Consider the following 24,247-nt stretch of genomic DNA (forward strand, 5'->3'; position numbering starts at 1 on the left):
GCAGCCCTTCATTTCCAGGTTGTTCGGTCATTTATGCTTGTGGAGAGGTTTTGCCGATCGTTGCAGGCAATTTGCGTTCCCCGATCGTCGCGGCGAGAGCCGTGAATGCTGTGCACTTTACCAGTCTGCTCCCCGAAGATAGCCTCCACGAGGCTGTGGACGATCTCGACCTGCTTGTCGCTCGGTTTGAATCTTCCTGGCGCAGACTGCGTCGTGCCGATTGATTGGGCGCTGAGACCCCGCAATTTCGTTGGCGCACCGAGTATTGGGAAGCATGAGTCCGTTCAAGTTAGAGGCGAGAAGCGAGTTCAAAGAAAGTATGGTCGGCCCTATTAAGCCTCCGTCGCAATTAACGGCCCAGAAATCTGTTGTGCCAATCTTATCTGGCATCGGATCATCTGCAGGAGAATGAGCATGATGCTCGATCATATCTCCCCGTTGCTGTTCTTCGCAGCGGGGCGCCTTCACATTTTTTCGATGGGTCGTTCTCGACATGAACCGCAATGGAAAGCGACTGGGCGCATGCGGCTTTATGAGAGGTTTGGAACTGTGGGCGATCCACTCTCGTCCGCTATCGAGGCAACCTCGCAAAACCCTTTGCGAGGATCGGACCCGTCGGGCGCCCCGTTGGCGACCCGCCAGCCTGTTCGAGCGTGAGTTCGTAGAGCTGATTTACATTAGGAGCTGGGAGTTCAGGACCTGTAAGACGGGCCGAGTGGACACCTTCCAGCAGTCCAAGGGATACTGGACCCATTTCCCGCGACGGCAAAGTCCAGACCTGGATGGTCTTGTCATTTGGTACGTCAAAATCGGTTAGCAGGCGGACGGCGGCGTTCTCGTTGCCGAAATCTTCAACGATCGCCTGGACTTCGCCAGCCTCGCTGACAAGGACTGCGATCACCACCGGCTCCACGGTTCGCATCAAGCTGAATGCCAGTCCAGCGGCAAGCAGGATGGTTGCGGCGAGGGCGCCGACAGCCGTGTTTCGCCATATGGCTACGCGATTGTCGTTCGATGACCGTCGTGCCTCCGACACAGCTGTTTGATGACGATCGGGCAGGGCGGTTTCGATGCGCTGCCAGAGCGCTTGATCGACGGCTACGGGTTCGAGCGCCATGTCGAGCGGGAGGAGACGGTCACGGCTGGCTGCCACGGCCGCCCGAAGTTCCAAGTCCTCGGCCATCGCCTCCTCGATCTCAGCCGTTTCCCGTCGGTCAAGCAGGCCCAGTACGTATTCGTCGGCGATCGAGGGAATGTCCGCGTGCTCGTATCTCATGCCATGCACTCCCTTAGTGCCGTCAATCCGCGCCTTATCCAGGATTTGACCGTACCCAGCGGCATCCGCAGCCGTCCGGCGATTTCCCCATGCGTGTAGCCGTTGACATAGGCCATCAGAATGCCGCGCCTCTTTGTTTCGTCGAGGGCGCCGAGGCACTCGTATAAACGCGAACTGCGGTCCAGCGATTGCCAGGCGGCGATCAGTTCGTTGGCGTCTTCTCCATCGCGGAGCACGCCGACGTCTTCGACTGTAATCTCGCGTTTGCCGTCACGCAGGAGATCGAGGGCCCGGTTGCGGACGATCGCGTAAATCCAGCCGCGGGCCGAACCACAATCCTGCTTGTATTGGTGGGCATGGGTCCAGATGCGGATGAAGGCTTCCTGGACGACCTCCTCGGCAAGGTCGCGCCGGCGCACGATGCGTTCGGCAACGGCGACAAGTCGGCCCGCCTCCTGATCGTAGATGCTACGCAACGCGTTGCGATCGCCCTTGGCGCATGCGGCGAGCGCGCCCCCAAGATTATCCGGCTTGAAGCCCATCAACATACACAAGGTCCCCCATCTCGGTGGTGACCACGGTCGCCACTGAATGCCTATACCCACGACGAGCTGGAATGGATGCGTGCCGAGAAAGTTTTTTTGGCAGCCTGCATCCAAATAGGCCTGCTGCCGTGTCCTGAAGATGGGAGCGTTTCGAACAAGCCTCGAGCCGCCCCGTAAATCAACCAAACGGGAGAAAGACATGTCCATCATTCGTGCCGCACTGATCACCTCCTCCGTATTCGCGATGACTGCCAGCGCCACCTTCGCCGCGCCGGTGCTCGGTCTGACTGGTGACAAAACGCTCGTCATGTTCGACACGGCAAAGCCAGCGGTCTCCAAGACGATGGAGGTCACCGGCGTCGACAAACTCATCGGTATCGATTTCCGCCCAGGCATCAAGACCGTCATCGGCGTGACGGCTGATCATCGCATCGTCTCGATCGATCTCGAAACCGGGGCTGCGAGTGAGGTCGCCAAGATGGACAAGACGCTCTCTCTTACCGAAGCGCCTGTCGTCGTTGACTTCAACCCGATGGCAGACCGTCTGCGCTTCATGACCGGAACGACCAACCATCGGGTCCATCCTGACACGGGCGCGGTGACGGTGGATGGCGTCCTGGCCTACGAGGATGGCGACATGCACAAGGGTGAAACGCCAAACATTGTCGCCGCTGCCTACACCAATTCCTTCGGCAAGCCCGAGAAGACGGCGATGTACAATATCGACGCGACGATCGGCGCGCTGATCCAGCAGACCAAGCCAAACGACGGTACGCTGAAGGCGATCGGAAAGCTCGGCCTCAAGGACGCTCCAGCAGCTTATGCCTTCGATATCCAGGGAACCGAAGACGGCAAGAACACGGCCTATCTGGCTGCGAGCAAGATGCTCTACACCGTGAACCTGGAAACTGGGGTGGCAACTGAGGTCGGCGCCATTGAAGGTCTAGACACGGAGCTCAGGGATATCGCCATTCTCCTCGCGAGCTGATGATCGCCTCGTCTCTCAAGCCGCGGAGGGCAGGCGATGCACTGTCCTCTTGCGGACTTTCTGAAAGTGCATTCCCGCCCGACCTACAAACGGGCGCTGGCGAAGGGTGAAACGTACTTGCACCGACGTCGTGGCAGACTTGCAATCGTTTAGCGAAGCCGTCGCCCGGGAAACTTCCTTTTTTGAGGTTTACAATATCGCAGCGGACGAGCCACAGGCGACCTTTTGTTTGTGAAAGTTTTTTGACAGTGGACCAGCCAGATCGGCTGCACTTACCTCCAGAAGCGCTTGGTATCGAGAACGTCGTCGACCGCCGCTTGAGCTTTCCCGAGCAGTCCTGCCTTGTCCCGATGCGAAATAACGGTGTCCTTGGCAGGATGGTCAGCAAGGCCATGCTTCTCAAGAACCTCAGGACCCGTCGCGAGATCGTTCAGCGCACCCAGTTCGTCCTGCAGCGCCTCCATTGCGGTTAGAAACTTCTTGTACCGTCGAGCGCTGCGCTTGTCGTCGAAGAGCGACGCGAAGAACTCGGCGGCATATCGAAGCTTCTTCGCATCCTTGCGAACGTCGTGCCTGTGCTCGTCGTCAGCCTTTGCCAGGGCGCTGCCATCCTTCTTCAGGCGCTTGCGCTGTTTCTCCAGCACCCGCGCAGCGAAATCCTGCGCGCCGGGCACGTCCGCCGATACCGGTCCGTTGCCGGGAAGATAGTCGCCACACTCCAGCCAATTGATCAGATCGAGCATCAGGGCTCGCGTGCGCGAGGAACCCAAGGCATCGACGGCATCGCGATAGGTGGCCGCACGCGCGGTCTTGAGCTTGGAGACGAGATCGGCGTCGGATGCCTTTGCCAGGAGAACGTCGATATCGCGGGCTTCGCCAAGAACCGCGGCGAGCCATCGTAGTTCTTGGTTCAGTCTTTTCGGCTCGTCACGCGACAGGACGCTTTTGAACAACGAGAAGGCGGATCGCAGGCGGCGCAGCGCCACTCTCGTCTGGTGAAGGGCTTCCGGGTTTCGGCGCTGAAGAAGGATATCTTCGTTCAGCCTGAACTGGCGGACGCATGAGAGCGCAATCGACTTGAATGCCACAGCGGCATTCATGCTCCGCTCCAGCTGGACTGGCTCGGCCTTGAACACTGTCTTCTGCACGTCGGCGAGAACGAAACCACGCTCGGCCTTCGACCGCACACCGAACCGGAAGGCGGCCACTGCATCAATCTTGCGGGCGAAAACGAACAAGTCGCTCGGGCTTCCTTCCTTCAGCTCGATCTCGACTTCTCTAATCGGAGAATGGCGGTCATCGGAGATGGCGTTACCCTCGTCGAGAACCACCTCTATCTGTGAGCCGTTTTCCACCACGTTCCACAGCCGCCTTGCGATCACCACGTCGAACACGGGTTCGAGCGCCAGGTCACTACCGAACTCTCCAAGGAGCGGGCTGGTGTGATCGAGAACGGGCTCGTTACCCTCAAGCGGCGTTTCCCATTCGGACCGCGCGAACAGCGATCGGCTTGGCCCCGTCGCTTTGACAGTCTGCATCCTGGTGTCGCCGACCTGCCTGATGCGCAAGGTGTAGCCTTCCTTCCAGAGCCTGCGGTCGGCGGTATCGAAATAGGTGGATCTCTGATCGAGGACCTTGTCGGGTTCGCCGAGGAGATCGGAGCCGACAAGGGCGTCGAAGGCTTCCTGTGACAGGTCGAGCTTGATTTCGGTTTCGGATGACAAGGTGAACTCCGGCTGCTAGAGGAACCAACTCAACGCGCACATGACTGTCATAGTTCGATGCTACAGCAATCTGATGATACCTGTTTGGTTGCGATGCAAGCATGCTGCGGCGATGCCAGAGTTGCCGAGGGCTTCCAAGATCATCACGCCCCAGCCCTTCAACTTACGAAGCAACGAGACTTCCTGGATGACCAGACACCATCAAACGCTTTGATGCGTTGCACCATCATGCAGAGCTATCCGAGCGCAGGTGAGTTGGGTCTTCGCTATGGATCCAGATCTCGCCTCCCAGTCTCGCGGCGGCCTTCTGATAAGGGAGAGTATTCCCGAAACTGAAAGAGCCGCGTGGCAGCCTGTTCTGTCAAATTTGTCTTTTTCGCCTGATCGAATGTTTGAACAAAGAACGGACCTGTCCTACGATATTGAGTAAGCTCGGCTAAGCTAAACCTATAGCATTTAGTGCTCGTATACCGGAATTCGAACATCGATCAGCGCGCCGCCGCTCTGCCCGGTTCCAATGGAGAGATCGCCGCCATGCGCCTGTGCAAGGTTCTTCACGATCGCCAAGCCGAGCCCTGCACCGCCAGTGTTGCGACTGCGGGACACTTCTCCACGAACAAAAGGCTCGGTGAGCAGATTGACAAGTTCGGCGGGAATGCCGGGACCTTCGTCTTCGACCGACAAGACTGCGTATCCGCCATCGACCGTAACCGAGATGCGCGCTGACCCTGCATATTTGATGGCGTTGTCGATCAGATTACCAATCACCCGTCTTAAAGACATCGGATCTCCGAGAACAAATGTGCTCAGACCCGTTTGAACGACAAAGCTGACATCAGCCCCTGCCTTGCGCCTCTCGTTTGTTTCGTTGCGCGCAAGCGCCACCAACTCGATGAGTTCCTGGGGCAGATCACCGGCTCCTATCCGGGCTGCGAGCAGCGCATCGTCGAGCATGCGTATCATGTCCGTGATGTCGCAGATTGCACGCTCTCTCTTGTCCACATCAGGTATGGCCTCGATCTTTAGCCGTAGCCGCGTGGCGAACGTGCGGACATCGTGAGAAATGCCCGCGATCATCACCATTCGAGACCGCAGCAAAAGTGAGAGCCTGTGTTGCATCTGATCGAAAGCTGCGACCAACGCCTTTAGTTCGGCACTTTGGCCTGTTGTGTCAGGAAGGCTGATCTTCTCACCGTTCAAGTCAATGTGATCGACGGCGCGAGCCAGTGCACTTAGCGGTCGGATCTCGCGATAGAGAATGAGCAAAGCGCCTAGTGCCGCGATGCTTCCGAGAAGACCCGCACCGAGGCCGATCGGTAGTCCAAATGGCGTGGCGATAACCGGCGACGTATTGTGTACGATCAATGTTTCGCCGGTGCGCATTCCAATTCGGAACTCAAGCGTCGACTTGTCGTTCCAAGGAAAGTGGGGAATATCGCTTTTCGTCGGCGATTTGGCGAGGCGCGAGACAGCCAAGGTCCGGTCGCCAAGGTGAATGCGATACTGCCCGGCAATCACGTCGCTCAAATTTCCGGACGCGTCGCTGGGTTCCATTTTTTCAGTCGGCGTCACAATACGCAAGGACAAGATCGGCGTAGTGAGAGCTTTTAGTATACCCGGTCTTTGATCGGGACGGGTGGTCTCGATCGCCTCGACTATGGCAGCCAGTCGCTCGGGTGACGGTCGAAAGCTCTTCTCCTCCCAATTCTTGCCGAGGTAAGAGTTCATCACCATGATCAGCCAAACGATCAGGATGAGGACGATGACGATGGCTGAGAGGCGGCGGGCGAGAGTGAGGGATTTCACTATGGTACCTGCTCAACGAGCGCGGTAAATAGATATCCACCGTTTCGTACCGTGTTGATTAGGTTCGTGCCGGGACTGGCTGTCTCGAATTTCTTCCGCAACCGTGAAATCAGCACGTCAACGGTACGATCGAACGGTTCGGCTGAGCGCCCCTGTGTCCGGTCCAGAATCTGGTCGCGCGTCAGGACACGCTGCGGCCGGGTGAGGAGGCAAGCAAGAAGATCGAACTCCGCGCTGGTCAAGATCAAGGGGACGCCCTTTTTGTTCGAGAGCTGGCGCGCGTCAAGGTCGATGACGAAATTGTCGAAGGTGAACCGGCGGGATCGGACCCTTGCGATCGAGCTGCGCATATTGGTGCGGCGCAAAATGGCTCTGATGCGGGCAGTCAGCTCACGTGGGCTGAAGGGTTTAACCAGATAATCATCGGCCCCTACTTCTAAACCGACAACGCGATCGATCTCATCGCCCTTGGCCGTCAGCATCAGGATCGGCACGTTGTTGTTGTTTGTTCGCAACCTGCGGCAAATGGAAAGACCGTCCTCTCCCGGCAACATGAGATCGAGGATGACAAGGTCCGGAACGGCTTTGTTGAGAGCGTCGTCCATGTCGCGTCCGTTGCTGGACTGAGTCACGACAAAACCTTCGACAACGAGAAGCTCCGCCACAAGAGTGCGTATCTCGACATCGTCTTCAACAATCAGGATCGAATGGTTGGGCGTTTCCATCCACCTAGTTTTGTAGGGTTAGCCGTGAAACGCAAGCATCTGTTGGCGTTTTTACAAATGCTTGCAGCCCATTAACAAACTGAAACAAAACGATATGAGCTATTCAACGGCTGTTTACGGCGGACCACTACATCTCTCCATGTCGATCGTCAGGCCAAGGCTGACATCAACAGAACGCCCACTGCCGGGTCGCTTCGGACCGGGCGAGCACCGGGCTCCATTTTAATCAGGAGATTGTTGATGCCAAACGGGAAAAAGACATTGCTTGGCTTACTGGCGGGATTTGCCGCCGTTGTCGGCACCATGATGCCCTGCCAGGCATCGACTGCCATGTCTGCGGTCGCGGTGACGAGTGTCAACATGCGAGCAGGCCCGAGCACGGCCTATCCGGTCGTTGTCGGGCTTCCATCGCGGGCGGCTCTGTCGGTTCATGGGTGCACGACGAATACGTCATGGTGCGACGTGTCCTGGGGACGGGAACGCGGATGGGTTTCGGCGAATTACGTCCAGGTGGTTTATCGCGGTGTCCCGACAGTGGTAGCGCCGGTGATAGCCCCGGCCGTCGGCATTACCGTCGTTAGCTTCAATGAGACGTACTGGAATACCTACTACTTCGGCCGTCCGTGGTACGGTCAATGGAACGCCTATTATCGTCGCGGTGCCCATTCGCCCCGAGGTGGCGCGGTTGCAGGCTGCAACGATCGTGGGTGCGGTGGTGCGGCGATTAGCCCGGGCCATGTCGCTTTTGGCCATTGCACAGATGGTACCTGCAGCGGAACCTCAATGAACCGAGGACCCCTTGGTCACGTCCGGGTTCGTCATGGTTCCTTATCCCGCGACTGACAGTCCCCTGCAGAAGTCATCCCACACACGAGATTATTGTCATGAACAAATACGCAATAAGCCTTGCCCTTTCCCTTGCCGCTGTCACCGGTGTCTCGGCCCAACAACTCTCAATGTCTCAAAAGCTGCAGATCCGGGAAGATTGTAGCAGCGATTTCCGCAAGCTATGCCCCGGCCTGCGCCCAGGGGATGGTCAGCTGATGCGGTGCGTCCAGAGCAAAAAGGATCAGCTTTCGAAGATCTGCTCCCATACGCTCGCGACACTGATGCCAAAGAAGCCGGACTAGGTTCGTCTCTGCTCGCCGCCGCCCCACGGAGAGCGGACGGAGTGCGCCTGGCATCAGCTTCCAATGATGCCAGGCGCTTCCACATGAAGCCCGAAGCCATGATCACAACATTGTCTGGAGTGTAGTCTCGTGCATCCAATGACAGCCTATAAGCCAAGGGAAAAGGGACCACGAGGGAAAGATATCACCTATAAACAGACAAGTGCACCCGGCAGCGAAAACACTGTCAACCCGGCGCCGTCACCCTCTGTCGCGCCAGTCGGCGATCGATCACCCGAAGCTCCGAAGCCGGCGAGCCTCGTCCGGCCTCCTTCTACGCCACGTCGGCCAGGCAGGAAGGTAGCGCTGCTTGTCGTCGGCGTCTTGGCGGTGGCTGCGCTCTTGCTGTCGGTTCGCTATCTGGTGCCAAAGCCCGCGGAGTTGATGCCGGTGGGTCAGAGCTTCTTCCAAGCGGAGATAAAGGGCCCCGGTACCCTGGATGCGATCAACAAGGCCAATGTCAGTTCCAGTTTGCAGGGCGTCATCACGGCTCTCCGAGTCGACCGCAACGACGTGTTGCGTAAGGGGGATATCATCGCCGAAATCAGCGCCGACGATCTGAGAGCGCAACTCGGTATCGCGCGTGCCTCGCAAGAAGCGGCACGCAAGACCGTGGACGCTACCCATGCCGACAGCAGGCGCGCTGAAGCCACGCTTTCCAACGCCCGTTCGACGCTTGCCCGTCAGGAGGAGTTGCAGCGCGCGGGAACCTCGACACGCTCAGCTCTGGAATCTGCTCAAACGGCTGTCCAGCAGGCCGAAGCTGATCTATCCAAGGCGCAGTCGTCTATCATGCAGGCCGAAGCGAAATGGGCTGAAGCCGCTGCAACGGTGGACATGAACCAGGCGCAGTTGGACAAGTCCATCATCCGGGCTCCCATCAATGGCGTTGTCGTCGCACGGGATCTCAATCCCGGCGATGTCGTCTCGCCCGGTACCGCGATTGTCGAACTTGTCGACCCCCAAAGCATCGTACTGGCGGCGCGTTTCGATGAAAGCGCGATCGCTTCCATGTCGCCAGGGCAAGACGTGACAATCACGTTCAGTTCGCAGGACAAGGCTGCGATCGAGGCCAAAGTGCGCCGTATCGGGCGCGAGGTCGATACCGAGACGCGCGAGTTCACAGTGGACATCACGCCGCAGCGATTGCCATCGAATTGGGCGATTGGGCAGCGTGGAGACGCGGTCATCGCTCTTGAAGGCAGGTCAGACGTGATGTCCGTTCCATCCTCCGCGATCATTCGAAACGATGATCATCTAGGCGTCTGGACTGTCGTTAAGGGGCGTGCTGTGTGGCGGCCGGTGGAACTCGGATCGATCGGTGGAAAGCGGGTCGAGGTGCGCAGCGGTCTCGATAAGGGAGATGTCGTCATGACCGACCCAAAGCGGGCCTACGCCTTCATGCCTGTCGCCGCCTCGAAGTCCCGGCCATGAATATCGCCCTTAAGGATATCCGTCAGAATCTTGGGCGTTTCTTGATGACCGCGGCCGGCGTTGCATTCCTGGTAACAGCATCCATTGGGATGATCGGTCTCTACCGGGGCATCGTACAGGATGCTTTGGTGATCATTGATCAGGTGGGTGCGGATTTGTGGGTGGTGCAGGGCGGGCGATCTGGCCCCTTTTCCGAAAGCTCCGCCATATCATCCGATATGGATCGCCGTGTGGCGGGTATCGCTGGCGTGGCTGGCGTCCGCCGCTTCGTCCAGATCAGCCAGCAATTTTCCTTCCGCGGTCGAGAGCTGCGCGCCTCCATTACAGGGCTCGATTTTCCCAAGGACCGCGGACAATGGGTGCCATTGACGGTCGGCCGGCATCTGGAAAACGGCCACTTCGAGGCTATCGCGGACGCGAGCATCGGGCTTGCTCTCGGTGACCAAGTCCAGCTCGGCCAGGACGATTTCACTATCGTTGGCATGTCGCGAGGGATGGTAGACATGAGTGGTGATGGCCTGCTTATAGTTACCGTGAACGATGCCATGGCAATCGCCCAACGACGGACAAGCGAAGAAGTGCTGCTTGCCCGAACGCAACCAGGCTACGGACAAAGCACAAGCGGTAGCTCGGTGCAACAGGATAGCAAGATTGCAGCGACCCTGGTAACGCTCGAGCAGGGTGCTGACGAGAAGGCCGTCCGCGCGGCGATCATGGCCTGGGGAGACGCAAACGTCCTGAGCGAAGCCGATCAGCAAAACCTGCTTCTGAACCAGAGGCTGTGGCGACTGAGAGTGCAGATCCTCGCGTTCACCACGGTCCTTATGCTGGTTATGGCCATCGTCGTTTCGCTCATTATCTACATGCTGACTATGGAAAAGCGTCATCAGATCGCCATGCTGAAATTGATCGGCGCACGCAACGCGGTGATTGTCGGCATGATCGCCCAACAGTCCTTTCTCATCGGTGCAGGTGGCTTGGTTCTCGGTCTTTTGCTGTCCCAGTTGATCTTTCCCTATTTTCCGCGCCGGGTCGTTATCGACCTCCCTGACATCGGTATGCTTGCTATTGCCATGGCTGTTATATGTGGGCTTGCCAGCCTGCTCGGCATTTCAAGAGCCCTTAAGGTCCGGGCGCAGGAAATCCTATCATGAGCGAAGCACCCATTCTCAGCGTCCACAATGCGTCCCGCCACTACCGCAGCGGCGAGGCGGTAGTGCGTGCCCTCGATGGCGTATCGTTCGAAATCCACCCTGGCGAAGTCGTTGGTATCCTCGGACCGAGCGGTTCGGGCAAAAGCACACTGCTGCTGATTGCCGGGCTCTTGGAACCGCCCACCACCGGTGAGATCTATATCCGCGACCGCCTTGTTTCAGAGCCGGGTGCGGATCTGGACAGTCTGCGAGACTTCAGGCGCAAGAATATCGGCTTCGTTTTCCAGAAGGCTAATCTCATTCCGTTTCTGACCGCCGTGGAAAACGTCGCGCTGACGCTTGAGATCGACGATGTGCCGGCGCGAGCGGCGCGCGACTATGCTTCGCACCTCCTCGGAAGCGTCGATCTCGCACATCGCGTCGGTAACCTTCCAACCCGCTTGTCGGGAGGCGAACAACAGCGCGTGGCCGTTGCGCGAGCGCTGGCAAATGATCCCGCCTTGATTCTCGCCGACGAGCCGACGGCCGCACTCGACGGCATACGCGGGCGACAAGTGATCTCTCTTTTTCGGGAGATAGCCGATGCGAGGCGGGCGGGCGTGGTTGTCGTTACCCATGATCCTCGGGTGCAGGACCTGTTTGACCGAACAATTGAACTTAGGGACGGGTGGATTGTCGGCGAGAATGTCACCAGGCGCGCTGAGCGCAGTTTGCCTCGTTATTGCGACCGATAGCAGGGTCTGAAACACCTTGACGGATGTGTTGCCACCGCCGTGCAGAACGAGGTCAGGATCGCCGCCAATGAGGCGGGATGTGTAGATGCGAAGACCGAGCGCGTCGCTCTGCCCCGCGGCCCGCGCGGCCTCGACGTAACGAGCTGCGCCTTCAGATTCTCCCTCGAGGCCCGACGCTCTGTCGAGTGTTTTTCGATGAGCGACGCGGTTGAAGACGATCAGTCCGACATTTAAAACCATATTTGCTAGACCGACTCAATTGCCGCATGATTAATATGCGGCGTTAACAGCATGGCATGAGCATCGTCTCGACTGGCCCGCAGTGATGAGCTCGGGCTACCGTGCTCGGCGCAAGCTAATGAGGGTCAACTCGGACGGCCGCCCGAGACGAAGCGCGAAGCCTGGCCAAAGTCCGGTGCCATTGTTCACGTAAAGCTGCATATCTCCGACGCGGTAGAGACCTGAGACATAGCCATCGTTCGCGCGGGAAACGAGAAGGTCCAAGCCGCGGATCATACCTCCGTGGGTGTGGCCAGAAAGCTGGAGTGCCACACCTTGCGCAGCCGACCGTTTCGCCAGTCTTGGCTGATGTTCCATTAGGATGATCGGCACCCCGGCGGGCGCTCCCTTCAACGCTTTGTCGAGATCGGGTCTGGGGAGGTTTGTGCCGAACGCCGCGAGATCGGTAAGGCCAGCGACAATGATTTTATCTCCTCCGCGTTCGATGATAGCGTGCTGATTGAGGAGCATTCGGATCCCCATCCCAGCGTCATGCTTCATCCACCCTTCGTAGCCGAAGTAATATTCGTGATTGCCTGGTACTGCAAAAACACCGTCATCTGCTTCGAGCTCAGCAATCGGTGCAATGTCCTTGCGGCGCGCATCGAGACTGCCATCGATGAAATCTCCGGTGACAAGTGTCATGTCTGGCTGGAGATCGTTGGAGCGCCTGACCACTTCCTCGGCCCACGATCTTGGAAAAAGGCGGCTGATATGCAGATCGGTGAGCTGCAGTATTCGATAGCCTTCGAACGCGCTTGGAAGGTTCGGTATTGCGATCTCGACAGTCTTCAGCGGAGGAACGCGGATGGCTTGATTAACCGCGAAGCTGGAGAGCACAAATGCGGAAATCCCCATCGCGTATCTGACCTCGGGCGAAACGGACTGAAAGCTTTCGGTCACAAGCGCGACGCCGAGTGAAACAATATCGAATGCGATCTGAAAAACAGCGAGCATGACGATCGCGCCAAACAAGACGTTGAAGCCGATCACCAGCGCACGTGGAAATTCTGGGGAGAAGACGGACCCCGACGAAATGCGACTGACCAGATGATACTGAGATGCAATAAGCAAGATGGCCCCGATTGTCACCTTGACGGACCACAGCCATGGCAAAGGCATAAGGAAGCGCAAAACCACGACGAGCCAGGGCAGCCCGAAGACTAGGTGAAACATGATAAGCCCATCGATTGCAGGAAAGCGAGACTTGACATGGGGTGGATAGGTGGCACTTCGCCCCATGAAAGACAAGATGAGCCTTTTGCCAACGACGCCTTTGTTCAAATTTTCATGCGTGGGCGATTTCGTGGAGGCCTGAATGTTGCAGACGGAGCGGCTCGTGAACTAAGTCGCCTCGGCCGTCCCCAGGCGCTCAGTCGAAAGCTGCCGATAGCCATCTGCGGCCTGGAGCCGATCTGCCGCTTCAGTCGGCGTTCGAGGCATGAGCAATAAATGAATAGACTGGATCATTATGAGCTATAGAAAAGGTCTCTATAACTCATGCAGTGGAACTGGCAAAACGCCGACCGGCCGGGTTTCACACATAATGCTTGCGCGATGATCGCATAGGAAACGAGATCTCAGCGGGCTTCCGGCGAGCTAACAGGAGCCGTTCGACACCTCGAAGACGACAGCAGTCAGCTGCGCATAGAGCTACTGAGCGACAGAGCGACAGAGCTATGAAGACCTCTGAAATTGAAGGTGAATATCTTACTAGAGTAAGCGTCCATTCCTCGCTTCGTCGGCAGTTCGGACTGAGTGCCGACGACCTTTCCGTATGTCCTCGGGAGCATGGGATTACGCTGATGGCGGGTGTTTATCGGAACTGGAGTGGGGCGTTGGTCAAAGAGAAGCTTTTCAACTGACACAAGATGCTGATGGCAGGCGATCGACAGCTATACGTGATCGGTGCTTACAGCCGGCATGAAGACGAAACGCAGATCTTGGCGTCGACGGGACAAACCGACGAGCCACTTCTAGGCACCTGCATCTTGCCGGGTTGCCCTGGGAATAGGGCATTTCATCACGTCGCTCAACCGATTGCAGCCAAATGGGCAGCTCTAACTGCCGGCATTGAGGCGCGCATCAATCGGACATCTTTACTTCGAGAGAATACATCCTCCGGAGGTCAGCAACGGCAGGAGCGGGCGCGCTCTCGCTGAGAAGTCACTCGATCGAAATGTGGGACAAGCAAGCCTCACCCTGGCTCGCGTACACAAACGAGAAAATTAGAAGCATACTTTCTGGACCTTGTCGCCACTAGCGCTCGCTCGATATCGACCGTTGAATGGCGTATTTTCCCCAAGCGATCCTTAAAGCTCAACAAGCGACGATCAACCGAACAGCTTTCTTCATTCGCAAAGAAAAGTTTCTTCGATCAATTCCGCGGCCAACTTAGTGGAAGACGAAAGACGGTGTTGGACGCATTTTCTGGGGGGTATTGTCGGTCTCAAGGGAGGTTTCAGCGCGGAGAATCACATCTCGATAACCCGCGGATAGCATGCAACAGCCACACGCGACCTGTAGCAGTTCGTGAAGATCAGCGCCTTAAGTTGTGCTTGGAAGCGCGTATGCACATTATACGTTACGTTGTCAAGGCTGACAGTTTAGAAGCGAGGCACCCGTGGAGATCCGGGTGTCATTGGCTCGCTAACCGAGCTGTCGTGCAGCTTGGAGCGGCAAAAACCAGCCCTAGATAACGGCTTGGAACGTTGGAGAATTTTAGGCTGAACGCGCCTATCGATCAGGCATATTCAAACATGAGGGGCATCGTGACCGACACGCAAACCAACACGCTGACACTGAACGACGTCACAGTTATCGAGGACTCCAAGTTAAAGAAGGCGATCACCGCGGCCGCCCTCGGCAACGCGATGGAATGGTTCGATTTCGGCGTCTATGGCTTCGTCGCAGCCACGGTTGGCAAGGTATTTTTTCCCGAAGCTTCACCAGCGCTTCAGACTGTAGCGGCCCTGGCAACCTTTTCCGTGCCATTTCTCGTGCGCCCATTGGGTGGCGTGTTCTTTGGATCTATGGGTGACAAGTTCGGCCGACAAAAGGTCCTTTCGCTGACGATCGTCATCATGGCGGTCAGCACGTTCTGTATCGGCCTGATACCAAGCTATGCCATGATTGGCCTTTGGGCTCCCATCCTGCTGCTTGTGTGCAAGCTCGTCCAAGGGTTCTCGGTTGGCGGCGAATACACGGGCGCTGCAATATTTGTCGCGGAATATTCGCCTGATCGCAGGCGCGGCTTTCTCGGAAGTTGGCTCGATTTCGGATCGATCGCCGGATTTGTTCTCGGCGCAGGACTGGTGGTCGTACTGACCGCGGCAATGAGCGAAGCGAATTTCCTCGCCTGGGGTTGGCGGCTGCCTTTCTTTCTCGCAGCCCCATTGGGTCTCATCGGTCTTTACCTTCGGCATGCCGCTGAGGAGACGCCGGCCTTTACCGAACGGCTGAAGCGAACTGAGAGCGAAGATAAGCAGGCGTTGTCTGAACGCCCAATGATCCCGATAGCGGAGATCATTCAGAGGCACCCAAGGTCGCTCGCAATATGCATCGGTATGGTGCTCGTCACGAACGTCACCTACTACATGCTCTTAACGTATATGCCGACCTATCTGGCGAAGACCCTTGGCTATACGGAGGATCATGGCGCTTTGATCATCATTGCGGTCATGGTGGGGATGTTGTTCGTGCAGCCGCTGGTCGGGTTTTTGAGCGACCGAATAGGCCGTCGGCCGTTTCTCGCGGCTGGAAGCTTGATCGTCCTCGTCTTGTCGTTGCCGGCATTTCATCTGATAGCAAGCGGCAACACGATCGGCATCTTTTTTGGTTTGTTGATCCTCGCAATCGGTCTCAATTGCCTTGTCGGCATTATGGCCGCAACCCTTCCTGCTTTGTTTCCTGCGCGCATTCGCTACAGCGCGCTCGCGATATCGTTTAATATCTCGATCATCATCGCCGGTCTCACGCCCACCATGGCGGCATGGTTGGTCGAAGCGACCGACAACATCTACATGCCCGCTTATTATCTCATGATTGCCGCAGCCGCGGGGCTTCTCACGACCTTTTTCCTGAGGGAGACGGCCAATCGACCCCTTTATGGAGATACGCCGAACGCATCCAGCCGCAAAGAGGCAAGAGCGCTTCTTGCGGAGCATTATCTATACATCGAGGAAAGCGTCGAAAAGATCGATGAAGCGATGGCGGAGTTGGCCGAGCAGATGCAACTTCTTCAGCAAAAGCGTGACAGGCTCGTGGGCCAACACCCGGAACTGGATTGATAAATTCAGCTTCGAGAGGTCTGCCGCACGATATCAGGCAAGGTGCTTCAGGCAATTCGTCGAGCTCGGACGGCTTACTGATAGTCGTCTGCAGCTTCGCAATACGGTCACCCGATCCCGAACGCTGTCGGGCCTTCAGTATCAGGATCGACACCTGTTCTCCGCCGTGTTGGGGAGCGCGTTCGACGTCGCTGGCTTTCGAAAGATTGACGTCGAGAGTGCGAAGCCATGAACGTTGTCGCTCAAGAGTTCAACCTTTGTGAGAACGCTGGGTCCTGATGAGGGCAACCATCCGCCACAGCATTGCGCTCGACGCCCAGAACGCGGCAAAGGACGGTCGCTTCAATTCTAGCAATTGCGACGTAGCGAACTATCTCGCTCAAATCGGCTGACAGTTTGCGTCAACATGCTGTGGCATTTGCAGAGGATGGGAGCGTTCGAAGTCTCTGAAACGCCGTGAGATCTTTATTCTCAGGCCTTCATCTTCCATTTCCCAACCGAACTTCCAAGCATCGTGCCGAATGGCGCGGTCTCCAATTAAATCGGGACCTAACTTAGCCAACTGCTGTGGGCGACCGTAGGGATTGCCATGCATGGGCACGCCTAACAAGCGAGCTCTCCCACCCGCCTCCTGTAGGTCAATGAATTCATCAATCGTCAAAATTTGCCCCCAAAGTTGGCGAGGCAAATAGCTCGAATACACTTCACTTCAAGGTAGACGACAATCGATTTTTCGCCTGGTACGCTCGTAGGTCAACGCCGCCGCGATGGTTTTGCCAGAGCGACGGGTTCTGTACGCTAGCGCACAAGAGATATCGCTGCTTATCTATATTCATTCTTAACTGAAGCATGCCCTTATACCCGTATCAATTTAGGGGAAAGTGCATGTCGTTTGTTTCTCGTTGGGTTTTTCTAGCGGTTGTTCTCTTTTGCGCTCCAGCCCAGGCTGCCAGTAATGACTGGGTTGTCGTCAAGACCACAAGTCAGGTTAAGGTAACGGTCGACCAATCGACCTGGACCGACGTCCATGTTGGAGATGTCGTTCCAAACAAGGCATGGCTCTCGACCGGGCCTCGCGGGCGACTGCAGCTTACGCGAGGCGTCGAAGCAATCTCATTGCAACCAGGCACACTCGCTTCCATCACAACGTCTGGCTTCTTCTCTCGTAAGACAGAAGTCCTTCAGCAGGTAGGTTCGATTGACCTTGAGATTGAAAAGAGAAGCCAGCCTCATACGACTGTTCAGACGCCGTTTCTCGCTGCCGTCGTAAAGGGAACCATATTTCATGTGACGGTCGGCAAGACCAAGGCATCCGTTTCAGTCGATCGGGGACTTGTTGAGGTTACCTCATTTGCGAGCGGCCAGCGGTCCAACATTGGTCCCCGTCAAAGTGCGGCTGTTGATCGCAAGCAAGGGATGACGGTGTCGGGCCAAGTCGAACCATCAATTGTTAGTGTGCCTCGTTCGGCTGCGCGCATTTCGGCAATCGGGCAAGTGAAGCCCGGCGAAGGACCGGTAACCGCCGGCCGTGCTTCGGCAGGTGAAGCCGCGTCTGACAGCAAAAGCAGCAAAGCCGGTGGAAATGGCAATGCCGGCCACAATGGTAGTGGAAACGATAAGGGAAATAACGGGAACGGAAACGGCAACGGTGGCGGCAACGGGCACGCCGGAGGTGGAAGTGGAAACAGCGGCAACGGCAGCGGCGCCGGCAACGGCCACAACGGCGGTGGAAATGGAAACGGCAACAGCGGCAATGGCAACGGTGGCGGGAACGGCAACGGCAACGGAAATGGTGGCGGGAACGGCAACAATAGTGGAGGAAATGGAAACGGCAACAACGGCAACGGACATGGTAACGGTGGCGCAAACGGGAATGGAAACAATGGCAATGGGAACGGCGGCAGGGGCAACAATAAGTGATTGCCAGATCCAAGGCTCTTTGGAGGTCGCTGGGTAGTCGATCTGGGTCCGTCGTCCTTCGACTTGCTCTAATTGGCACCATGTTAGCATTGCCGGTAGTCGCGCCCAGTATGTTTGTGGTGCAGAATTGGAACGACAACATCGTTGCGACACGATCTCAAATGGCTCCCCGTAGTGCCTCCGGGACGATCGCATTCATAGCCATCGATAAAAAGAGCTTGGATGCGCTGGGCGTCTGGCCTTGGCCACGTGGCGTGTACGCCGAACTGATCGACCGGATTTCTGCTGCTGGCGCTGGAGACATTTTCATCGACGTTGACTTCAGCACACCTTCACAGAAGTCTGAAGATGATAAGCTTGCTGCAGGTCTCGACCGAGCTGGTGGAAGTGTCCTTCTCCCAGTTTTTCGCCAGCAAGTCACAGCTAAGGGCTCTGAAACCACTATCACCCGACCGATTGGCTTGCTCGCCGAGAAGTCATGGCCAGTGTTTGCAAATGTTGCCTTGGATTCGGATGGTAATGTTCGTCGCTTCTCGCTTGGCGAGGAATCTGATGCCGTTTCTATTCAATCTGCTGCGGCTACTTTGGCGAAAACAGACAATCATGTCGGGTCGTCTTTGATTGATTTTTCGATACGTCCGGATACCGTTCCGACTTTCTCTTTGTCCGATGTGCTCAACGGTCATGTGGGTGCTGATGCGCTGACAGGGAGGTCGATTGTCGTTGGAGCCTCGGCTACTGAATTAAAGGACATTTTCCCGGTTCCGATTTATGGCGTATTGGCTGGTCCAATGATCCATGTTCTCGCAGCCGAAACTCTGTTGCAAAACAGAAACCTTCGTGCCTTTAACCAAATACCTCTCGAGTTGTTTTTTTCCGCGATGCTGATTGTGGTAGCTCTGACCTGGCGCTCGATCGGCATGGCAAGCGTAGCGATTATGACGGGATCGTTGGGGATACTGATCGAGATCGGCGCGTTTTTTCTCCAGAAAGATTTGGGTTTCATCATTGGAACGGCCGTGCCCTGGCTGATCTTGTCGCTTTCCTTTCTGATGTTCCTGAATGAACGGCTAGATGTCGGGCAAATCCTCCTCGTCGTCGCGAACGTTGAGAGGAGAAATACCCGCCTGTTGATGAAACGGATAATTCAAGACAGTTCCGACGGTGTCATCGCATTTGACAGTCATCTGAAAGTAATCGAAGCCAGCCAGTCTGCCAGGCAGCTATTCGATACAAAACTAGATAGCGATCTTTTCGAGCATGCCGATCCTACCATTGTCGAAGCAGTTCAGGTGCTCATCGATAGACATCGCGCCGACCCTTCAAAAATCCATTCGACAACTGTCGAGTTCTCGATGCAGGTCGGTGCGAAGACCGTTCACCTTGAGGCCGTCGCAACGATTTCTCCGAATGAGCGAACCGACGCTACTCAACGTGATGACGGTTTTGCTGGCTGCGTCATTTTAAGAGACGTGACAGCTCGTCGACTATACCATGAGAAGCTTAGATACCTTGCAGAACACGATGAGCTCACTGGCCTTCTCAATCGTCGCGAGTTCGCAGCCCGCCTTGATGTTTCCAAGGAGACCTATCAAATCGCAGTGCTTGACGTCGAGCGATTTTCCGGGGTGTGCGCGACCCTCGGACGGGATACCGGCGACGACGTACTGAGAGCCATAGCCTCGCATTTGCGTTCAGAATTCGGCGACAGCCTCATTGCCCGATTGGCAGGAGATGTTTTCGCAGTCGCTTTAAGTTCCCCGGACCTTCACGAGGCGCAAGGCGTCGCTCTGAGGCTTCTTGATCTGTTTATGGATCCTATTGCCGTCGGGTTCACTTCGGTACCGGTCAGTATTCGGGTCGGCATCGCACAGGACGTCGATAACAATGCTGAAAGCCGCGTCCGCGACGCCGAGTCCGCTCTCGATTTGGTACGCTCTGTGCCTGGCCGCCGATGGGCGCAATATGATCCCGCTTCGGCCGTTCGCCAAGCGCGAGCGCGGCGTCTAGAAACTGATATGCGAGAGGCTCTCGTGCAGCGTCAGTTCTTCTTGCTGTACCAGCCACAAATCGAGCTCTCAAGCGGTCGGCTGATCGGAGCTGAGGCTCTGATTAGATGGCAGCATCCGGAGTTTGGTTTGATCTCGCCTGTCGAATTCATCCCAATCGCAGAGTCGACAGGACTTATATGCGAAATGGGACGCTGGGCGCTGATAGAAGCATGCACCGCGGCGGCCGATTGGCCGGAAGACGCCACGGTAGCCGTCAACGTGTCTCCTGTTCAGTTTGCACAGTCCGACGTTGAGGAGATTGTTCGAGTAGCTATAGCCGTCTCCGGTTTGGCTGCGTCGCGTCTCTGCCTCGAGTTGACCGAGTCCACGTTTTTGGAGCAAGGCGGGCCAACGATCGAGAAAATGCGCAGATTGCGAGAAACAGGAATTTCCATAGCACTTGACGATTTCGGCACCGGTTACTCGTCAATGAGCTATCTGACCTCCCTTCCCCTTGATAAGTTAAAAATCGACCAGTCTTTCGTTCGGGTCATGAACGCCAATGATGGTGTTCTGGAGATTGTCAAAGCCGTTGTTTCCTTGGCGCATGGGCTGAAGCTCGGTGTCGTGGCTGAGGGAGTGGAAGGCAAGGCTGAGGTCGAAACCCTGCGACAGCTTGGATGCGAAACGGGGCAGGGCTATCTCTTCGGCAGGCCACAGCCGGCGCGGGAACTCTTCGAGAAAACCACCACGCTAGCGGCCGTTGGCACATAACGTTGTCCCGGGAGAAGCGATCCGCACTTTCCAATGCAACGCACTTAGTCTTCGCCATCATTACAGTGGGTGGATTAGCACACGTCGTGTCGGCTGATCCCATTGATCCGGCCCGGACGATATGACGCCGGGCGAACCCACTCTCACAACAAAGGATGAAGACGATAAACGGCTCGCAAGCGTGGCGATTGGAACGGCCAAGGTAGTGAGTACAAGCCCTCTCGCGGCCCACTCGGCAAACGAATAGTCGAGCCATATGCGACCAAAGCCCGTGTCGCCGGCAGGTTCGTCGTGGTTATCTTCATCGATACGACAGGAGGGCGGGTCATGCCGTCAAGAATCACAGCCGAAATTCGGCAAGCCCAAAACGGCCTGCAGTGGATGAATTACGATGAGCGGGTCGAATTGGTATCGCGCATTTTGACAGAGTTGCGGGATATTAGGAAGGACGTGCTGGGGCGTATCCGGGTTGACAAAAGGATTTGGCTCGACACGCTCATTGCACGAGTGTCTTCAGAGCTTATCCAGATCGCTGCCATGGATGATATGGAATTTAAGCTGGTGCTGATTGAATTCGAGAAGCTGCTCGGAGTTTTTGATGCACCAAACCCCGACCCTCACCAATTGTCGCCGACGATCCAGTAGGAATGATGATGCTTGCCCCGACCATAGAAGACCAGCCGGCTTTCGCGCTGATGGTGGAGAACAATGCCATGGCCGAAGGCGATTAGATCGCGGGAATTGCCCCAAGCGCGCCGGGCGGCCGCTGCTGCTTTCAACGTCTCGCCTGCCGCGGTTGTTCGGCTTTAACAGCGCGGATCGAACGAGTTCGGTAGAGCGGTCCCGATGCAGTCGGCCAGCGGCAGCGGAAAATTGGGCCCGAGCCAAGGTTCCATTATTGCCGAGGTATAGGCGCAATTACCTGGCTGGAAGAACCCATTGAGTAGGCACCAATCTGGTAAGCAAATCGCTGGAGTTTGCCATGTTTTGCTATCCCAAACAGCCGGGGATTTCCGCCGGCGTTGCATCGTCTAGGTACGATCCCAGCCCTGCACCCATATCCCGCACTTTTGCAAAGCCGCCCGCATTACCCACCGCCGCCTGAGCACGCTTATACCGGGAATGGAAGTCAGGCTGCAAATGACGGCATCTTCGCGTGCCAGTTGGACAAGCTGGTGTTCAGATCGCCGATCTTTGTGTCGAATTCTTTCTATTCTGCTCGAAACTCGCCAATCAAATGAAGCCTTCGCGGAGACCGTATACTTAAGTTCACGAAGCGCGTGGTCGGACGAGATGCAGCTTCTGCAATCCCTTCAACATCCCAGTCAACGTCCTAATGGGCCTCGGTGTACGGACGAACGTATTCCAGACAAATCAACCGGACATCGTGAGCTTGCTCAGCAAGTTGGCGACCCGGATGATGGGCCGCCGCAGCATGCTTCCACGTTCGCTAATCGACCGTGTTTTGAAACCGGAGCAACGACTGTGTCGACATGAACGCGATCTCGACCCTGAGCCTTGGCCTGATACAAAGCACGATCCGCTGCCTCCAGCAGCGCATCCTTACGTGCCTCGCGTTGATTCATGATTGACGCGACACCTACACTAACCGTTACGTGGCCGGTTGGGTTGGATTGATGTACTAGGGACATGCTGCGGACTGCGGCACAGATCAGCTTTCCAACGTTTGACGCCTCGGCAACGGATGCAAATGGAAGGACAACAGCAAACTCTTCACCACCATATCGGGCGACAGTCGCGCCATGAAGACCCGACACCGCCTGGTCAATTGATGATGCTACCTTTTGCAAGGCCTCGTCTCCGGCGACGTGGCCATAGCAATCGTTATAGAGTTTGAAGTAGTCGACGTCGATCATCAGCAGCACAAGGTCTGTGTCGCTTACACCCGCCTGGAAAAGCGCTGCGTCAAGCTGTCGATCGAACGCTCGCCGGTTTGGCAATGAAGTCAATTGGTCGGTATTCGCGAGAGATTCCAGCTTCTGGTTGAGCGCTTCCAGCTTCTGGGCGTTTTCCTTCGCTTCTGTCACATCGGCAAAAATGAGCAGAAAGCCACCAAGTTTGGTCGATTGGGAACGTGTTTCAATCCAGCGGCCGTCTGCAACCTGGAGGAGGCGCACGAGTCCAGGTGTCTTGAGCTGGCTGACGATTTCGTCGATGTCGGTAGCGCCGCTCCCTGCGTCGGGCCGAACCTCTCCACGCTCAACTGAGGCTTGGACGATTGCCCGCAGGGGACTGCCCGGAATTCGGACATCGGCTGTGACAGGGAAAAGCGATTGGTACTTAGTGTTACAGAATACCAGGACGTCCTGCGCATCGAACATGGCGAGCCCATCTGCCATGCTGGAAATCGCGTCGGCAAGGTTGCGCCGGGTTTCGGCAAGCCGTAGTTCAAGGTGCTTCTGTACGGTAATCTCGCGATTGTGGGTGATTACGCCAACCATGGCACCCGACGCATCGCGAAGCGGGGCTTTCAGGGTGGACAGCCAGGCTTCCTCACCATCCGGCCGTACAAATCTTTGTTCGACGGTCAGTGCGGCGTTGCTGGTCAGCTGTCGTCTTTCGTCATTTCTAAATGAGGTGGCAACAACCTCAGGATAATAGTCAAAGTCGGTTTTCCCGATCAGGTCATCGGCCTGGCGAGCACCCATAAGCGCTGCCGTTGCAGAGTTCGCAGCGATGAAACGGCCGTCGAGGTCCTTCGCATTGAGGCAGTCGGGCAGGGCCTCGAAGACGGCTCGATAAATCTGGTTTTGCTGGGCGAGGCGCTGACGCTTGAGCTCTTGCGAAATTGCAAAGCTTGCGAAAAACGTCGACACGAAGAGGATGGAGGAAAAAGGAGCGACCACCTTGCTTATCATCCCAGGCCAGGCCGCGTATGGGACCATGACGAAGAAGCCGACAGTGCCGCTGAACACCACGGCAAGCGACAACAGTAAGAGCGGGAGCGCGCGACAGGTCCCTTTACCGCGATAAAATCCGAAGAGCCCTGACGCGACAGCAAGTGAGATATGAGGGAGGGCGACCCAGACCCCGGCTCCACCGTCATGCAGCCTCTTTGTGACGGCAACAATTGCCGGAAACACAACCGCTAAGGGCCCCCCGAAATATGCCGTGACCGCCAGAAGCGTGTAGCGCAGATCAAGGAAGACACCCGGCGTGAATTGAAATTGCACCGACATCACGATCAACGTCGCGCCGGCCATTAACACGCCGAATGCGATCCGCTGTCGTGTCAGGGAAATGGTGTCCATCCAGCTGTGGGCGGCCGTCCAGATCGACGTCGCCAGCGCCACAATTGCCAGGTTTGCAAGAAGTTCATTCCAGGGAAGCATTTTGAGATCTCGGTTGCGGTCGTCACCCTAGTGGCAATCTCTAAAAAAGCTGTGACTTGCTTAGATGCTTCATGCGGATTTACCGA

At 56.6% G+C, this 24,247-nt stretch carries 21 protein-coding genes and 1 pseudogene; 11 read left to right on the forward strand and 11 right to left on the reverse strand.

Features of this window, described 5'->3' with window-relative positions; translation table 11 throughout:
- Positions 1-571: 571 nt before the first annotated feature.
- Both ACIQUB_RS16855 and ACIQUB_RS16860 read right to left on the reverse strand, forming a co-directional pair.
- Complete coding sequence (locus ACIQUB_RS16855) at positions 572-1,276, reverse strand: anti-sigma factor domain-containing protein (protein ID WP_402930796.1); 705 nt, start codon at positions 1,274-1,276, stop codon at positions 572-574.
- Positions 1,273-1,824 carry a sigma-70 family RNA polymerase sigma factor gene (locus ACIQUB_RS16860; protein ID WP_402931193.1) on the reverse strand — a complete coding sequence of 184 codons (552 nt, stop codon included), beginning with the start codon at positions 1,822-1,824 and terminating at the stop codon, positions 1,273-1,275. The genes ACIQUB_RS16855 and ACIQUB_RS16860 overlap by 4 nt, the downstream gene beginning before the upstream one ends.
- A 196-nt stretch (positions 1,825-2,020) precedes the next feature.
- Here ACIQUB_RS16860 and ACIQUB_RS16865 point away from each other — a divergent pair, with 196 nt between their 5' ends.
- The gene (locus tag ACIQUB_RS16865) at positions 2,021-2,809 is read left to right on the forward strand and encodes a DUF4394 domain-containing protein (RefSeq protein WP_402930798.1); all 789 of its coding nucleotides are present in this window, start codon (positions 2,021-2,023) and stop codon (positions 2,807-2,809) included.
- 272 nt (positions 2,810-3,081) lie between these two features.
- On the opposite strand, the gene ACIQUB_RS16870 is transcribed toward ACIQUB_RS16865, so the two are convergent.
- The 4 genes from ACIQUB_RS16870 to ACIQUB_RS16885 all read right to left on the reverse strand — a co-directional run bounded on the left by ACIQUB_RS16870 (position 3,082) and on the right by ACIQUB_RS16885 (position 7,426).
- On the reverse strand, positions 3,082-4,533 hold the full coding sequence (locus ACIQUB_RS16870; protein WP_402930800.1) for a CHAD domain-containing protein: 1,452 nt from the start codon (positions 4,531-4,533) through the stop codon (positions 3,082-3,084).
- A 456-nt stretch (positions 4,534-4,989) separates the two neighbouring features.
- Positions 4,990-6,339, reverse strand: coding sequence for a sensor histidine kinase (locus ACIQUB_RS16875; RefSeq protein WP_402930802.1), 1,350 nt, complete (start codon positions 6,337-6,339; stop codon positions 4,990-4,992).
- Complete coding sequence (locus tag ACIQUB_RS16880) at positions 6,339-7,064, reverse strand: response regulator (RefSeq protein WP_402930804.1); 726 nt, start codon at positions 7,062-7,064, stop codon at positions 6,339-6,341. Before ACIQUB_RS16880 ends, ACIQUB_RS16875 begins: the two co-directional genes overlap by 1 nt.
- A gap of 149 nt (positions 7,065-7,213) precedes the next feature.
- Positions 7,214-7,426 (reverse strand): hypothetical protein, encoded by a 213-nt coding sequence (locus ACIQUB_RS16885; protein ID WP_402931232.1) that lies wholly within the window; start codon positions 7,424-7,426, stop codon positions 7,214-7,216.
- Between ACIQUB_RS16885 and ACIQUB_RS16890 the strand changes: the two genes are divergently transcribed.
- From ACIQUB_RS16890 to ACIQUB_RS16910, 5 genes are all read left to right on the forward strand, one after another.
- The gene (locus tag ACIQUB_RS16890) at positions 7,425-7,907 is read left to right on the forward strand and encodes an SH3 domain-containing protein (RefSeq protein WP_402931195.1); all 483 of its coding nucleotides are present in this window, start codon (positions 7,425-7,427) and stop codon (positions 7,905-7,907) included. The two genes, ACIQUB_RS16885 and ACIQUB_RS16890, sit on opposite strands and share 2 nt — an antisense overlap.
- Before the next feature lie 41 nt (positions 7,908-7,948).
- Positions 7,949-8,194 (forward strand): hypothetical protein, encoded by a 246-nt coding sequence (locus ACIQUB_RS16895; RefSeq protein WP_402930806.1) that lies wholly within the window; start codon positions 7,949-7,951, stop codon positions 8,192-8,194.
- A gap of 381 nt (positions 8,195-8,575) precedes the next feature.
- Positions 8,576-9,667: an efflux RND transporter periplasmic adaptor subunit gene (locus ACIQUB_RS16900; RefSeq protein WP_402930808.1), complete on the forward strand. Its 1,092-nt coding sequence runs from the start codon at positions 8,576-8,578 to the stop codon at positions 9,665-9,667.
- Complete coding sequence (locus tag ACIQUB_RS16905) at positions 9,664-10,821, forward strand: ABC transporter permease (RefSeq protein ID WP_402930810.1); 1,158 nt, start codon at positions 9,664-9,666, stop codon at positions 10,819-10,821. Before ACIQUB_RS16900 ends, ACIQUB_RS16905 begins: the two co-directional genes overlap by 4 nt.
- The gene (locus ACIQUB_RS16910) at positions 10,818-11,555 is read left to right on the forward strand and encodes an ABC transporter ATP-binding protein (RefSeq protein ID WP_402930812.1); all 738 of its coding nucleotides are present in this window, start codon (positions 10,818-10,820) and stop codon (positions 11,553-11,555) included. Before ACIQUB_RS16905 ends, ACIQUB_RS16910 begins: the two co-directional genes overlap by 4 nt.
- Before the next feature lie 12 nt (positions 11,556-11,567).
- Here ACIQUB_RS16910 and ACIQUB_RS16915 read toward each other — a convergent pair.
- Both ACIQUB_RS16915 and ACIQUB_RS16920 read right to left on the reverse strand, forming a co-directional pair.
- Positions 11,568-11,708 (reverse strand): annotated as a pseudogene (locus ACIQUB_RS16915) (class II aldolase); the annotation flags it as partial.
- A gap of 183 nt (positions 11,709-11,891) precedes the next feature.
- A complete protein-coding gene (locus ACIQUB_RS16920) occupies positions 11,892-13,010 on the reverse strand; it encodes a metallophosphoesterase (RefSeq protein WP_402930814.1) in 1,119 nt (372 codons plus the stop codon).
- A gap of 503 nt (positions 13,011-13,513) precedes the next feature.
- Between ACIQUB_RS16920 and ACIQUB_RS16925 the strand changes: the two genes are divergently transcribed.
- On the forward strand, positions 13,514-13,699 hold the full coding sequence (locus tag ACIQUB_RS16925; RefSeq protein WP_402930816.1) for a DUF4172 domain-containing protein: 186 nt from the start codon (positions 13,514-13,516) through the stop codon (positions 13,697-13,699).
- An 894-nt stretch (positions 13,700-14,593) separates the two neighbouring features.
- The gene (proP, locus tag ACIQUB_RS16930) at positions 14,594-16,123 is read left to right on the forward strand and encodes a glycine betaine/L-proline transporter ProP (protein WP_402930818.1); all 1,530 of its coding nucleotides are present in this window, start codon (positions 14,594-14,596) and stop codon (positions 16,121-16,123) included.
- 379 nt (positions 16,124-16,502) lie between these two features.
- Here the strand turns inward: proP and ACIQUB_RS16935 are convergent, their stop codons facing one another.
- Positions 16,503-16,826, reverse strand: a complete 324-nt coding sequence (locus ACIQUB_RS16935; RefSeq protein ID WP_402930820.1) for a CrpP-related protein — start codon at positions 16,824-16,826, stop codon at positions 16,503-16,505.
- A 182-nt stretch (positions 16,827-17,008) separates the two neighbouring features.
- Here ACIQUB_RS16935 and ACIQUB_RS16940 point away from each other — a divergent pair, with 182 nt between their 5' ends.
- The 3 genes from ACIQUB_RS16940 (at position 17,009) to ACIQUB_RS16950 (ending at position 21,453) form a co-directional block, all read left to right on the forward strand.
- Complete coding sequence (locus ACIQUB_RS16940; protein WP_402930822.1) at positions 17,009-18,043, forward strand: hypothetical protein; 1,035 nt, start codon at positions 17,009-17,011, stop codon at positions 18,041-18,043.
- Positions 18,044-18,153: 110 nt separating this feature from the next.
- Positions 18,154-20,808, forward strand: a complete 2,655-nt coding sequence (locus ACIQUB_RS16945) for an EAL domain-containing protein (protein ID WP_402930823.1) — start codon at positions 18,154-18,156, stop codon at positions 20,806-20,808.
- Between the two features lie 327 nt (positions 20,809-21,135).
- A complete protein-coding gene (locus tag ACIQUB_RS16950) occupies positions 21,136-21,453 on the forward strand; it encodes a hypothetical protein (RefSeq protein ID WP_402930825.1) in 318 nt (105 codons plus the stop codon).
- Here the strand turns inward: ACIQUB_RS16950 and ACIQUB_RS16955 are convergent.
- Positions 21,426-21,587 (reverse strand): hypothetical protein, encoded by a 162-nt coding sequence (locus ACIQUB_RS16955; protein ID WP_402930827.1) that lies wholly within the window; start codon positions 21,585-21,587, stop codon positions 21,426-21,428. The two genes, ACIQUB_RS16950 and ACIQUB_RS16955, sit on opposite strands and share 28 nt — an antisense overlap.
- A gap of 618 nt (positions 21,588-22,205) precedes the next feature.
- A complete protein-coding gene (locus ACIQUB_RS16960; protein WP_402930829.1) occupies positions 22,206-24,161 on the reverse strand; it encodes a diguanylate cyclase domain-containing protein in 1,956 nt (651 codons plus the stop codon).
- Positions 24,162-24,247 lie beyond the last annotated feature (86 nt).

The organism is Rhizobium sp. NPDC090275, from assembly GCF_044772225.1.
Taxonomy (GTDB): Bacteria; Pseudomonadota; Alphaproteobacteria; order Rhizobiales; family Rhizobiaceae; genus Rhizobium.